Annotated in this window: 13 protein-coding genes; all 13 read right to left on the minus strand. The window is 57.4% G+C overall.

Features of this window, described 5'->3' with window-relative positions; translation table 11 throughout:
* Nucleotides 1–13: 13 nt before the first annotated feature.
* The 13 genes from sufU to G565_RS0104195 all read right to left on the minus strand — a co-directional run bounded on the left by sufU (nt 14) and on the right by G565_RS0104195 (nt 14,179).
* Nucleotides 14–424: a Fe-S cluster assembly sulfur transfer protein SufU gene (sufU, locus tag G565_RS22905; RefSeq protein ID WP_169579611.1), complete on the minus strand. Its 411-nt coding sequence runs from the start codon at nt 422–424 to the stop codon at nt 14–16.
* A gap of 14 nt (nt 425–438) precedes the next feature.
* On the minus strand, nt 439–1,665 hold the full coding sequence (locus tag G565_RS0104135) for an aminotransferase class V-fold PLP-dependent enzyme (protein WP_037337636.1): 1,227 nt from the start codon (nt 1,663–1,665) through the stop codon (nt 439–441).
* Complete coding sequence (locus G565_RS22910) at nt 1,662–2,513, minus strand: XdhC family protein (RefSeq protein WP_051207295.1); 852 nt, start codon at nt 2,511–2,513, stop codon at nt 1,662–1,664. The genes G565_RS0104135 and G565_RS22910 overlap by 4 nt, the downstream gene beginning before the upstream one ends.
* Nucleotides 2,494–3,168, minus strand: coding sequence for a nucleotidyltransferase family protein (locus tag G565_RS22915; RefSeq protein ID WP_051207298.1), 675 nt, complete (start codon nt 3,166–3,168; stop codon nt 2,494–2,496). Before G565_RS22915 ends, G565_RS22910 begins: the two co-directional genes overlap by 20 nt.
* A complete protein-coding gene (locus tag G565_RS22920; protein WP_051207302.1) occupies nt 3,168–4,169 on the minus strand; it encodes an XdhC family protein in 1,002 nt (333 codons plus the stop codon). The genes G565_RS22915 and G565_RS22920 overlap by 1 nt, the downstream gene beginning before the upstream one ends.
* Before the next feature lie 74 nt (nt 4,170–4,243).
* Entirely contained in the window at nt 4,244–5,422 is a 1,179-nt protein-coding gene (locus G565_RS22925; RefSeq protein ID WP_037337639.1) for a vWA domain-containing protein, read from the minus strand.
* A complete protein-coding gene (locus G565_RS0104160) occupies nt 5,422–6,309 on the minus strand; it encodes an AAA family ATPase (RefSeq protein ID WP_051207304.1) in 888 nt (295 codons plus the stop codon). Before G565_RS0104160 ends, G565_RS22925 begins: the two co-directional genes overlap by 1 nt.
* 24 nt (nt 6,310–6,333) lie before the next feature.
* Nucleotides 6,334–6,918, minus strand: a complete 585-nt coding sequence (locus tag G565_RS0104165; RefSeq protein WP_028669829.1) for an SRPBCC family protein — start codon at nt 6,916–6,918, stop codon at nt 6,334–6,336.
* Nucleotides 6,919–7,041: 123 nt separating this feature from the next.
* Nucleotides 7,042–9,441 carry an aerobic carbon-monoxide dehydrogenase large subunit gene (locus G565_RS0104170; protein WP_028669830.1) on the minus strand — a complete coding sequence of 800 codons (2,400 nt, stop codon included), beginning with the start codon at nt 9,439–9,441 and terminating at the stop codon, nt 7,042–7,044.
* 14 nt (nt 9,442–9,455) lie between these two features.
* On the minus strand, nt 9,456–9,932 hold the full coding sequence (locus G565_RS0104175) for a (2Fe-2S)-binding protein (RefSeq protein ID WP_028669831.1): 477 nt from the start codon (nt 9,930–9,932) through the stop codon (nt 9,456–9,458).
* Between the two features lie 2 nt (nt 9,933–9,934).
* On the minus strand, nt 9,935–10,807 hold the full coding sequence (locus tag G565_RS0104180; protein WP_028669832.1) for an FAD binding domain-containing protein: 873 nt from the start codon (nt 10,805–10,807) through the stop codon (nt 9,935–9,937).
* 299 nt (nt 10,808–11,106) lie between these two features.
* Complete coding sequence (locus G565_RS0104190) at nt 11,107–11,832, minus strand: LytTR family DNA-binding domain-containing protein (RefSeq protein WP_028669833.1); 726 nt, start codon at nt 11,830–11,832, stop codon at nt 11,107–11,109.
* A gap of 376 nt (nt 11,833–12,208) precedes the next feature.
* Nucleotides 12,209–14,179, minus strand: a complete 1,971-nt coding sequence (locus tag G565_RS0104195; protein ID WP_051207306.1) for a hypothetical protein — start codon at nt 14,177–14,179, stop codon at nt 12,209–12,211.
* Nucleotides 14,180–14,308: the final 129 nt, after the last annotated feature.

Consider the following 14,308-nt stretch of genomic DNA (forward strand, 5'->3'; position numbering starts at 1 on the left):
TCGGGGACATTCATTAAGACACCGCATCAGCCAGGGCCACCCAGCTGAGTAAAACACATCGCTGACGAGCCGAATGCTTTCGAACTGCGTCAAGAGGTTGCAGCAGCTCAGCCGGCACCTGATCAGTTTGCCCCAGCGTCCAGGCATTCATGCGATCACACAGTTCCCGAACGGCTTGCCGACTTTGCCCGGTCACCACTTCAGTCATCATGGACGCCGAAGCCATACATACCGAGCAACCGCGACCGTGGAAACAAACCCGCCTTAGGGTATCACCCGCAAAGCAAACACCAATTTCCAGGTCATCTCCACAGCGGGGGTTACTGCCACGCCGAACCAAATCAGCGTTGCTAAGGTCGCCTTTGTTTCTGGGATGCCGGTAGTGATCCATCAGGACTTCACGGTAAAGCGATGTATCAGTCATAGCCATGGTCCTCCTCAGGCAAACATCATTCGGGCGCGTTCAACAGCACCGACCAGTGCTTCGACGTCGTCAAGCGTGTTGTAGGGTGCAAAACTGGCCCGGGCAGTTGCGGCCACATTGAAATGCTGCATCAACGGCTGGCAGCAATGGTGTCCGGCTCTAATAGCGACGCCCTCCTCGCCGGCAATTTGCCCCAAATCGTGAGGGTGAACACCGTCAATATTGAACGACACGATGCCGGTACCCTCACGGGACAATGCAGACGAATAAACACTCACCCCAGGCAGGCGCTGTAAGCGATCGATGGCCGCATTCGCCAAACCTTGTGAATGAGCGTGCAAGTCCTTCAGTTCAAATTCGTTTAGAAACCGAATGGCAGCCGCCAGGCCGACCGCGCCCGCCAGATTGGGAGACCCTGCTTCCAATTTCGCCGGTAACCCGGACCATTGACTGTGCCGCTCGCCCACCCAATCGACCATGCCTCCTCCAAGCAATAAAGGATCGGTCTGTTCAAGCAAGGCAGTGCGACCATACAAAACCCCGATACCGGTCGGCCCGTAGAGTTTGTGACCCGACATCACCAAAAAATCACAATCCAGCTGTGCCACATCCAATTCGATGTGGCCGGCTGCCTGGCAGGCATCAACCAATACCACAATGCCGTGCCGGTGAGCGCGTTTGATCAGGTCCGCAACGGGTTGAATGCTGCCCGTCACATTCGACACCAGACTGATCGCAATTAACCCGGTCTCATCACTGAACAGCGATTCACAGGCGTTCAAATCGAGCGCACCATCGGCTTGCAATTCAATGATCCCCAAGCGAGCACCCTGCTCATTGCAGACGGCTTGCCAGGGCAAATAGTTGGAATGATGTTCCAGCCGACTGACCCAGGCTGCCTTGGCCGGACCCAGCTGATGGCTGGCCCAGCCACGGGCAACCAGGTTAATTGACTCGGTGGCTGAGCGGGTGAAAATAATCTCACGCGGGGTGTCGGCTCCGATGAAAGCAGCAACCGTCTCACGGGCTTGCTCATAGAGGTCACTGGCGGCCTCAGCCAGTGGATACAGCCCCCGGTGCACCGGGCCATAGGTCTTCCGGTAGCAGTCCGTCATGGCATCGATAACGACTTCCGGCTTCTGCGTGGTCGCCGCATTGTCGAGATAATGCAGATTGGCGGGCTCTGCACACACTAGCGGAAACGCCTGCATAAACTCCGCCACACCCAACTTCGCTGTCATGGCCGCCGACTCAACTTAACCGGTTCCGACGCAGCCCGGGTAGCGGCTTCAGCATCTTCCAACGCCAGTTTCTGCTTCATGGGCAGCCCGGTTCCCCGACGCCGGATCATGACGATTTCAGAGACAACGCACAGCGCAATTTCCTCTGGTAGCCGGGGGCCCAAGTCCAAACCGGAAGGCGCGATGACCCGCTCCAGCTCGTCATCGGAAAATCCTTCCTGGCGCAAGTAGTCCATCACCAATCGTGACCGTTTGCGACTGGCGATCAGGGCTATGTAGGTAGCTTTCGATGCCAGGGCGCGCTTCATCGATTCGTGATCACCCTTGTGCTGGGTGGCAATGACTACGAAGTCGTTTTCAGCAGGTGTCAACTGATCATAATCCAGATCATCGGTGATCAACTGATGCGCATTCGGGTATCGCTCCCAGTCAACGATGGGGTCGTTGACCACCACATCGAGCCCCATCAGATCGCCCAGTATGCACAGGGTTTCCGCCACCCGGCCATGGCCCATGATCCACAGCCTGGGTTTGGGCAACACCGGCTCGACATAGACCCGCATATGACCACCACAAGGCATGCCGGCGCCGAGCATTTCATCATCGAGGTCAATGTCGATGATCTGGGAGTCGCCATTGCTCAGACAGTTCAGCGCCACATCACAGGCCGTAGACTCGGCACAGCCGCCCCCAACCCAGCCGGCGATGACCCGCCCGCTGGCATCGATAACAGCCTTTGATCCGGTTTTGGCAGAAACCGAGCCCCGTGTTTCAACCACGGTCGCCACAGCGTGTGCCTCGCCTTTTGTTCGCAACTGGTTCAGTACCTCAAGTATTTCCTGAGCCATTTCGGTTACCTTTTTCCCAAGCCGGTGTTGATTCCGGGTTTGCTGGTACTGTGTCTGCCCGGTGAAGGCGGCTACAGACTTGTTCGTAAGCTTCGGGTGTATCCATATCAACGACGACATGGTCGTTCGACATCGCCAGCGTGCTGATCTGTTCCGGGTGCTTTTCGAGCAATCGCCGGCACCCGAGGTTGGTCTCACCCTTTACTATGGTTTCGCAGTGCTCACTGGCCAGCAGAATCGGATTACCACGCTGGCCCTGCCAGGTCGGCACCAGAATTGAACCCCGGGTGCGGTTTGCAAAGCCATCGATCAGCTCATTGAGATCCTGTGGTGTCAGCAATGGCTGGTCGGTCAGGCAAATCATCACGCCGTCGCACGCCCCGGTAATCGCGCTGAGCCCGGCATGCACCGAGGTCATTTGCCCGACCTGATAATCGGGGTTGTATACGGTTTCTACCGCCAGACCAGACAGTACTTCCCGGGCCTTGTCGGCTTCATGGCCGAGCACCACAATCAGTCTGCTGACGTCAGCGCCCTGCACGGTCTCCACCGTGCGGCGCAGCAGTGGCTTACCCTGCATCGGCAACAGTAGCTTGTTGCGATCCCCCATGCGCCGCGATTCACCGGCCGCCAACACAATGGCCACAATGCGCATTACACGGCCTCGGAGGTCATGTAATCAGCGGGCGAGGTATCAAACTTGCGCTGGCAGCCGGCACAACAGAAATAATAGGGTTCGCCCCGGTACTCACTGCGATACCGGGCACCGTCCAAATCAACCGTCATACCGCAAATCGGATCGATCGCAACCGCCCCGGATTCAGCCGGTGCGCCTGCCGTCGCCGCTGCAACCGGCAGGTCAATCTCGCCGCTGCGGCGCGCCTGAACCAGCGCTGCCAATACAGACAGGGCTATTTCCTCCGGTGTTCTGGCGCCAATCTCAATACCGGCGGGTGATCGAATGGCGGTAACCGCGGCTGTATTCTGGCCACGGTCGAGCAGATAGTCCCGCATCCGCTGTGCCTTTTTCTCGCTGGCGACAAACGCCAGCCACTGAGTACCGGTAGCCAGGGCTGCCTCGAGGCCTGCCTCGTCTTTTTTGCCCTGTGTCGCCACCACAACATACTGGCTGGCTGCCGCCGACAAGGCCGACAAATCCAGGCTGTCCAGTTGCCGGGCCGCACCGGCTACCGGTTCGGAATAACCGTCCGGTCGGGCCAGTGTGACCGAAAAACCAACGCGGCTGGCCAGATCCACCAGCGCCTGCGCCACCGGTGAAACTCCAATGACGAGCAAACCCGGCCGGGCGACGACCGGCTCAATGAAGATATCCAGAACGCCACCGCTGTAGCAGCTCATCCCGAAAACCTGAACGCCCTCCTCAGCTTGAGCCTCCTTATCGGGCGCGATTCGAATCAGCCGGGCCTCGCCATCGGCCAGTGCCTGTCTGACTGTTTTTAACACGGCCGGTTGGGCACAGCCTCCGCCCACCCAGCCCTGAATGGTCCCGTCGGCCTGCACAATCGCTTTTGCCCCCGCTTTGGCTGAGGTGGATTGTTCGGTGCGCACGACAGTCGCCAGCGCAAAAGGCACACCTGCCGCCTTCAATTCACTGGCTTTTTGCAGTATCTGTTCGGAATCCATAACACCGCTCATGGTGTGTACTCCTTAGGGTTGGAGAGATCTGCTGGCACCCTGGGCACGATATCCGGCCTCCCCTGATTGTTTGACTAACTCAGTAACTCGGTTTCAAGCGCCAGCAAACTCTGTAGATTGTGGGCCGGTGCAAAGACATCCAGAAATGGCAACGCCGCCTGCATGCCAGTGGCGACCGGTAAATAGCTGTCACGCCCCAGCAAGGGGTTCAGCCAGATCACCTTTTGGGCACGACGCTGAATCTGGCGCAGCGACTGTGCGAGCACCCCGGGTTCGCCGGTGTCATAGCCGTCGCTGACAATCATCACCTGGGTTCGGCGACTGATTAGCCGGCGCCCATAGCGCTGGTTGAATTCAACCAGGCAATCACCGATTCGAGTGCCGCCCGACCAGCCCTGGGACATCAGCGCCAGCTTCTCGCGCATGCGCACTGAATCCGATTCGATCAGCGCCCGGGTGACGTGCACCAGTTGGGTATGCACCACAAATACCTCAGCCTGTTTGAACGCCCCGGTCAGACACCGTGCAAACCGCAAAAAAAAGGTGCTGTACAGACTCATCGAGCGACTGACATCCAGAATCACCACCATGCGCGGTAACATCCGTTTTGACTGCTGATAAGACAGGTCCAGCGGCATACCGCCATACTTCAAACTGTTGCGCAGCGTCCGTCGCATATGCAAGCGCCGCCCCTGACGCGACACCCGCTGGCGTCGCGACTGTACCCGACGCATGCGCCGCGCCATGCGTTGAATCAACTGTTCCATCTCGCGTTGCTGATCGTCATGCACCAAAAACCGAAAATCAGTCGTGGCGTTGATGGCCTGACGGCTAGCGCCGCCTTTGCTGCCGCCACCGGGCAGATCATTGTCTTCGCCCTCACCCGCCTGCTCTGCCGCCTGGGGAGTCGACCCACCCGGGCCCCCTGAACCGCTGGTTTCGCTCTGGCGATCAATCTTCCGACTGGCGCTGGCACGGACCTCAACCTTGCGATTGGCTTTTCGCCAGTAGGCATCGAACAGGTCGTCAAAGCGTCGCCAGTCTGTCGCCCCACTGCACAACAGAGCGCGCAAGCCCCAGCGCAGGCGGCGCGGTTCCATCAACAGGCCCTGCCTGGCCAGCCGCAGGGCGTCCAGCTCTTCGGGCACACCAATGTGAAAATCATTGGCGTTGAGGAAGCGCAAAAATCCGACCAGACGATGAACCACTGCTTCACCGCCTGTATCCGTTGAGGGCGACCCGAGCGTTTGCATCAACCGGCTCTCGCCACCAGCCGGGCGGATACCACAGCATCGACAGCCGCCCGGTCTTCACGCGTTTTCAGCAAGCAGACCAGGGAATCCATGATTCGTTCCGGGTCATCCTGTAAATCGCTGACGTCCAGACTGACCAGTGCTGCCGCCCAGTCGAGTGTCTCGGCGATACCCGGGTTCTTGCGCAATTCGAGGGTGCGCAACTGCTGTACGTATTCGACGATCTGGCCAGCCAGATGCTGCCCAATGTCCGGCAGCCGGCTGTTGATGATGCGCAGTTCCTTGTCAAAACTCGGATAGTCGCAAAAGTGGTAAAGACACCGTCGGCGCAACGCATCGCTTAATTCGCGAGTGCCGTTTGAGGTCAGAATCACATGGGGAATCGTGGTCGCTGTAATGGTGCCCAACTCTGGAATACTGATTTGAAAGTCTGATAGGACTTCCAGCAAGAAGGCTTCAAACTCTTCGTCAGCACGGTCGATTTCATCGACCAGTAACACCGGCGAAACCGGCTGGGTGATGGCTTGCAGCAAGGGGCGCTTCAGCAAATAGCGTTCACTGAAAATGTGTTGCTCCGCTTCGGTGGCTGAGCGCTGCTGGTTTTCGGCCATTTTCATCGCCAGTAACTGATGCTGATAATTCCACTCGTAAATGGCGGTGTTGACGTCCAGGCCTTCATAACATTGCAAGCGGATCAGCGGGCACTGGTATACCGTCGCCAACGCCTTGGCGACTTCGGTTTTGCCAACACCTGCATCACCTTCCAGCAACAACGGGCGTTGCAGCGTGGACATCAGCAACAGACTCGCCGCCAGGTCGGAGTCGCCAATGTAGCCAACCTGTTTCAATTGCTGCTGAAACCGGACGACCTCTGACACCTCACTCATAGCATTGCTCCTGCCTCAGGCGGCCTACTTGCTGCCACCGAACACTTTGCGCAGATTGTTCATCAACAAAGACCAGATAAACGCAAAACCGTTGAGTTCCTTTGGCTGTTGGGCGGCTTTTTCCGCGGCCGCTTCGGCTGCTTCACCCTCGCCCATCGCGAGCACCTGGTTGGCGAAATTATCACCAAACTGGTTCAGAATCTGATCGGAAACCTGGTTCATCATCCGGCCACCCAGACTCGCCATCTTGCCGGTCACCGACACCTCGGCATACCCGACCAGTTCACAGCCGCCGCCTTCCAGTTCACGCACGCTTGCGGTCAGATCCATGGTGGCGCTGGAGGTACCTTTCACATCGCCACCCTTGCCGACCATCTGAATCTGCTGTTTGGACGCGTCAATAGACTTGATGTTGATATCGCCTTTGAAATTTGCCGTTGCCGGTCCGATTTTGACTTTAACCGTGCCCTTATAGTTGGCATCGTCAACCTGTTCGGTAATCTCCGCTCCGGGCAGACAGCGGGCTACCGCCGGAATATCCTGCAGGAAAGTCCAGGCGTTGCTGGCCGGACCGCTGAGTTTGAATACCTTGTCCAGATTCACTTGCATAATTGACGTCTCTTCTTGTTAGGCAATCTTGAATTGAGTGGTACCGCCGGGACATCGCCCGGCAGAGTGAACAGGGATCGCCTCTGGCACCAAACCCGGACAACCCCTCAGACGAGCTGCGGGCTATTGCTTATCGAGGCCCAACTCGTGAATGGCTTTCCAGTTTCGCCAGGCGTTGTGTGGCATGTTCACGTGACTGGCTCCAAACTGCATGAAGGCATCGTTCACCGCATTCGAAATGCACGGGATACCGCCCACGTGAGGTGACTCGGCCACCCCCTTGGCGCCCATCGGATGGTGCGGCGATGGGGTCACGGTGTAGTCCAGTTCCCACACCGGTGTTTCCACCATGGTGGGCCAGAAATAATCCATAAAGGTGTTGCCCAGCAGGTTGCCCTGTTCGTCGTAAGGCAGTTCCTGACCGGTGGCTACTGCGAAAGCTTCGTTCAGCCCGCCGTGCACCTGACCTTCAATAATCATCGGGTTAATGCGGGTTCCGCAGTCATCCAGGGCGTAAAAACGGCGTACCTTCAATTCGCCGGTAAACCGGTCGATGTCGACTACGCACAGATAGGCGCCAAACGGATAGGTGAAATTGGGCGGGTCGTAGTAGTCGACTGACTCCAGACCCATTTCCATGCCTTCCGGCACGTTGTTGTAGGCCGCCCAGGCGATGTCTTTCATGGTTTTGAACTGTTCGTGGTTGCCAGCGACGCGAAAGCGGTCGACATCCCACTCAAGATCGTTCTCGCTGACTTCCATCAGGTGGGCGGCAATCTTGCGGGCTTTTTCCCGAATCTTGCGAGCCGCCATGACCGTGGCCGCACCGCCAACCGGAGTGGAGCGGGAACCGTAAGTACCCAGACCATAAGGCGCCGTGCTGGTATCGCCTTCTTCGATCTGAATGTCTTCCGATGACAACCCCAGTTCCGTGGCGATGATCTGTGCGTAGGTGGTCTGGTGGCCCTGCCCCTGGGTGATGGTTCCCATGCGGGCTATGACGCTGCCGGTCGGATGCACCCGAATCTCGGCACTGTCAAACATGCCAACCCCCAGAATATCGCAGGACTTGCTCGGACCTGCGCCCACAACTTCGGTAAAGGTACACAGGCCAATGCCCATGATCTCTCCCCGAGCTTTTTTCTCGGCCTGTTCTTTGCGCAGACCCGCATAGTCGACCGCTTCCATGACTTTTTTCAAAGCCGTTGGATAATCGCCGCTGTCGTACTCCCAGCCAAGCGCCGAGTGATAGGGGAACTGCTCGGGCTGAATGAAGTTCTTCATGCGCAGTTCTGCCGGGTCCATCTCCAGCTTGTGCGCCAGCACGTCGATCATTCGCTCGACCACATACACCGCCTCCGTCACCCGGAAAGAACAACGATACGCGACCCCGCCCGGTGCTTTATTGGTGTACACCCCTTTGACTTTGGCGTAAGCGGTCGGAATGTCATATGAACCGGTACAAATACTGAAAAAACCCGCTGGCCACTTGGTCGGTTGGGCATGAGCGTTAAAGGCACCATGATCGGCCAGAACGTTAACGCGCAGTCCCTTGATCTTGCCGTCTTTCGTCGCCGCCAACTCACCGATCATGTGATAATCGCGGGCAAAGGCCGTAGTCGACAGGTTTTCGATCCGGTCTTCGATCCATTTCACCGGGCGCCCCAGTACAATGGACGCCACGATAGAAACCACGTACCCCGGATAGATCCCCACCTTGTTGCCAAACCCCCCGCCTATGTCAGGCGAGACCACTCGCACCTTGCTTTCGGGAATGCCCGATAACATCGTCACCACAGTACGAACCACATGCGGTGCCTGAGACGTCAGATACAGCGTCAGTTCGCCCCGAACCTTGTCGAATGAGGCTACGCAGCCGCAGGTCTCCAGCGGACTCGGGTGAACACGCTGGTTCAGCATTTCCTGTGAGACCACGACGTCTGCGTTTTCAAACGCCCGATCCGTCATCGCCTCATCACCAACATCCCAGGTAAAGATGTGATTCGGGTGAGTGCGCTGGCCTTGTCCCACTTCGTCGGCACCGGCCGCATCTTCACGGATGATGGGTGCATCAGGCAGCAGGGCTTTATGCGGGTCGACCAATGGCGGCAGTTCTTCGTACTCGACTTCAACCAGCTCGGTCGCATCGGCCGCGATGTAACGATCGTCAGCAATGACCATCGCCACTTCCTGATACTGAAAGCACACCTTTTCATCGGCCAATACGGCCTGTTTGTCGCCGGCCAGAGTCGGCATCCAATGCAGGTTCAGCGGTTTGAGATCGTCGGCGGTTAGCACCGCATGCACACCCGGCAATGCCAGGGCCGCTTCCTTGTTGATCGACTTGATACGGGCATGAGCATAGGGGCTGCGCACGAAATCACCGTACAGCATGCCCGGCAGTTTAATGTCGTCGACGTAGTTGCCCTTGCCCTGAATGAAACGGGGGTCTTCTTTGCGCTTGCGCGAACAACCGACACCCTGCAATTTGTCCTGGCGGTCCAGGCTTTCTGCTGTGGTCATGGTCTCTACTCCCCTCACTCGGCCTGCAACGTGCGTGACGCAGTCTGAACCGCTTTAATGATGTTCTGATAACCGGTGCAACGGCACAGGTTGCCAGACATGCCCCAACGAATGTCTTCCTCGGTGGGGGTCGGGTTTTCTTTCAGGAACCGGTAGGCACGCAACAGCATTCCCGGCGTGCAAAAACCGCATTGCAGGCCGTGTTCGTCCACGAACGCCTGTTGCACGGCATGCAATTCACCATTGGCCGCCAGGCCTTCAACCGAAAGAATGTCCGCACCGTCGGCCTGAACCGCCAGCATGGTGCAAGCCTTGACCGACTCGTTATCAATATCGATGGTGCAAGCACCGCAATGGCTGGTCTCACAGCCGATGTGTGCTCCGGTTTGCATCAATTGTTCGCGCAGAACGTGAATCAACAATTCACGCGGGTGCACCAGTGCTTCAACGGCCTGACCGTTAAGCGTGAAAGTAATGTGTTGTTTAGCCATGGTTATGCACCCCCTTTTGCACGTGCCAGAGCCTGACGAAGCGCGCGACGGCACATCTCCCCGGCCATATGAGTTTTGTATTCGACGTCACCGCGCAAATCCTCGGCCGGGTCGGTCATGGCCATGGCTTTCTCGGCCGCTGTCAGTATCAGCGCCTCGGTGATCACCTGCCCCCGCAACACATCCTCGGCCTCGGTTGCTTTGATCGCACAGGCACCCACGTTGGTCAGCCCGATGTTAATGCTGTCACAGACATCGCCGTTCAGCGTCAGTTGCACCGCCGCACCGGCGGTCGCGTAATCCCCGGTTTTGCGTTTCAACTTGGCATACCCATGGCCAGTGCTCGCCGTGACCGGCGGCACCAGAATTTCCTTGAGGATTTCGCCTTCTTCCAGGCCGGTCCAGTAGGTACCGAGGAAGAAACCATCGGCAGCAACTGTGCGTTCACCAGCGGGTCCCGCCAGAACAAAAGACGCTCCGACGGCCAGCATGACGGCGGGGTGGTCATTACCCGGATCGCCGTGGGCGATATCACCACCGATGGTGCCCCGGTTGCGTACCTGAGGGTCGGCTACCAGTCGGGCCGCTTCCGGTATCAGCGGGCATTTCTGCGCCAGCAAATCAGAGGCAATGAGCTGATTTTCAGTGGTCATGGCACCAATACGAACCATGCCATTGGCTTCGCTGATGCCGCGCAGCTCGTTGATTTTATTGAGGTCGATCAGGTAGGCAGGCTCGGCGAAGCGCAGCTTCATCATTGGCAGCAAGCTGTGCCCACCTGCCAGCACCTTGGCTTCGTCGCCATACTGAGCCAGCAACGCGATAGCATCGGCCATGGTGGTTGGCGCGTGGTAGTCAAAAACACCCGGGATCATGTGCGATCTCCTTTGTTGTTGTAATTGTTTGTCTGAACGACGGCCGCTAGCAGACACCGGCAATCATCCATAACGTGCAGGAGGTGTTAAACGTCGCAAATCAGACTAGAGGGGAAGTGACCGGAGGTGCAATTGCCAAAACCTGAATGGCCGGAAATGGCACATGAATGGCGGGATAGTGTCCTGAATGCAGGTCGCTGTCCGACCCGGCAGGCCCTACGTTTTAACCCGGAATCAGATCACTTTGCCGCGCCAGAAATGGTCGGTTCGAACCCGGGTATTACCTTGAGCCTGGTTCCTTAAACCAGCCCCAGACTCTCTTTCAACACTTTTACGTTGCTGCGACTGACCGGCACTTTGGCCTGATCGGCGCAATCCATAAAGACGAAGCTCTGCTCGTCCTGTTTTTCAAAGCCGCTGGCGTATTGCAAGTTGATCATATGGCTGCGATGCACCCGCATGTACTTGCCATCGGCCATACGATCTTCGAGGTCGGAGAGCGATAAATTGCACAGATAATGATCTTTGTGGGTGTAAACCGTGGTGTAGTGACCTTCGGCCTTAAGATGAACCACCTCATCAAGATCCACCAGCAGAATGCGGTTGTTGATGTAGACCGGTAACTTGAACAGTTGCCGTGGCCGGCCCTGATCGCTGTTCGGGGTCAGCGGTGTTGTAGTCAGTTCGGTCAGGTCGTAGAAAATCATGCAGGTGCCTGCGCCCATATCGCCTTCGATACCCAGCATTTTGGAGACTTTAATCAGCAGAACACGATCCGGGATATTGATCATCATCGTAACCGGGGGTGGCGACTCCACCGGACAGGCCGCCGATTCGAGCAGAAAGGCCACTTTGCCCCGACTCTTTTCCGGATGAAACTGAAGAATCTCCTGACCGATGGCACGATCGGCTGCCGGGCCCAGGACCCGGCGCGCTACATCGTTCAGTGCCGAAACACGATTACTGCCATCGAGCCAGATGATACCCGGGTCGAACTTCTGCAACTGATGCTGAAAAGTCTCCAATACGAACCCACCTTATGAATGTTTGTTTTGGGGGTATTACGCATGATCTGGCGCCACAGGGTCGCCCGCGAAACCGACTCAACTGATCCCTGATTGGACGGCAACTAACCGGTAAAGGTACCCGGCCAATGGTGAGAATCTTTGGGTCTCGCTGTACCAAGCTACTCCAGCAGGGCAGGCCTGAACAACCTGATTCGTCACTGCGCTTTCAGTGGCGAACACGGACAGATGTACCAGACTACGCCGACTATACGCAGCTTAAGGGCTTTTCAGATTGATGATAGCACCAGAAAGAAAGGTAGAACGCCGCGTTTTGTCTCATGGACGTTCGACCTGAAGATAGCAAGTAGCTCAGGTTAAGAGGTGACAGGTGGACTCAATCCTGCCCCGGGTCAGCCTGAAGTTCCCCGGCAGGAACGCGGTCTGCCCCCCAACTGCGATGAATGTAGCCCACTACGTCGTCCAGTTCGTCACGGGTGATCAGTGCAAGTTCGCCCCGTTCGAGCGGGTCAAAGTGAAAGATATACAGCCGCGATGCAAACTGAGCAAACGGCAGTGAAGCTTCGCCGTAACGCTCACCCTTGCCAGCGGTACTGACCTCAACCCCATCACCCCAGTCCTGACCGCTGTCGTTGTTGGGGTTATAAAAGTACACCCGCATCACCTGGTCGGGGTCCGTGGCCACGCGCAGAATGGTGATCGCGTGCCAGCCAATAAAGCGCGCTGCCCGGTCCGTCACGGCAATGCCAGCCGGTTGTGGATGAATCATCGGCTGATTGCCGTTGTAGTATGGGTGGTAGGAGGCGTAGAAATGGCGCAGAAAATCCTCAAGATTGTTCAGTGCGCCTGTCGCCACATCGACGTTGATGTTAAACCCGCGACCAGACCACCAACCGTGAAATTCCGGGTTAACCCAGCGATGTGGATCCCCTTCACGGCCAATACAGCGACGGCCCATCTCGGCATAAATGCGGTCCAGATGGGGCACCACCAGTAACGACACGGCATCCAGATCCATCGGCAAGCTGCTGGCAACACCCGACTGACTCTCGCAGGAGGAAATCGACTGTCCCTCGAAATGCATGATGATCTCGTCATCCCGCGCTGCCCAGGCGACCATTTGCAGCAAATAGTCGGGGTCATTGTAGGCCCACATCGACAAGGCCCGTGCTGACTGGCAGGTCGGGTTATTACCCTGCCCGACGCCCAGTGGTTGCCCCAGCATACAGAGCACCCCTTCCAGCAAACGTGAACGTGGCTCGATGGCATCACCAAACGCCATCGACAATCGACTGCGTGACCACTCCGACAAAATCAGCGCCAACTGGCGCCACAGAGCCGGCGCGACCGAGGGGTGGTACAGAATGCCCCGTTCCAGTGTCAGTGACAGCCCATATATGGCCTGCGGGGTTTGTGGATGCACCGCTTCCCTGATCAGGGCATACACGAGTTCCCGATAGCACAGCAAGCAGTCCCGGCCTGTGGTTGACAAGCCCAGCGCTTCCGGTAACAGATGATCATCGGTTTCCAGCAAATGACGCAACAGGGTGGAGTGGTAGGGAGACACCAAACCGGTATCGTGCATGGCACGGGCAAAGCCGGTGGCTTCTTTCAACAAAGCGCTGGAATCCATGGAATCCAGATTATGCTGATAGGCGTCCACCCCCGGATCGTCACGGCATGCCTGAGTCGGGCCGTACAGACTACTCACCAGGCGATCTGCGCCCTGCCCGCTGCTGCCCAGATCAATCTCCGGGTCAGCCTGACAAATGGCGATCTGGGTGATCATCTGTTTGATGGAATCAACCTGGATCGGCCGCTGGTTCAGAATTCGCCAGATTTCTTCAATCAGCTGATCGATAATCTGATCGTATCCGACCCGCTCTGCCAGGTGTGTCAGCAACTTGCGCGGAATCTGAGCGAGCCGTCCCTGCGTCTCACGTTCCGCTTCACTGGGCGGGGTAAACAACATGGACAGATTCGCAGCCAGCACCTGGGTCAGAAAATGACTGGCTTGTTCCGCAGACAGCTCGCTGTGCTCATATATACCTCGCGCAACCGCCAGAAAACGCAATTCGCTGAGCGCTTCAATCACCACAGTTTCCGCCACCGGACTTTGCAGTGAATAACGGGACAAGGTCGGGAGCAGAATGGTCGGTTTCGCCCAGTCCGAGCCCCAGAACACGCCAGACGCCTCAAGTGCCTGAATGCGCGTTTCCAGAGCAGCGCACCCGCCATCCTGCAACATGACTCGCCTGGCGGTATCGAACACCCGGCCTACCTTGGCCGGCTTGGAAAAGGCAGGCGCTTGCGCCAGCTTCTCGATTGCGTCATCCATTTGGCTCATCAGGCCGTCCAGTCTGGAACCTTCTGATGGCGTTGTGGTATCCGGATTCACCGAATGTCTCCTTTAAAGCTCACACTGTTTCTCCTGTAGAGAGACTGCCGTGCATTACCAGAGTACCTTACCCGACCA

Source organism: Saccharospirillum impatiens DSM 12546, from assembly GCF_000423605.1.
GTDB lineage: Bacteria > Pseudomonadota > Gammaproteobacteria > Pseudomonadales > Natronospirillaceae > Saccharospirillum > Saccharospirillum impatiens.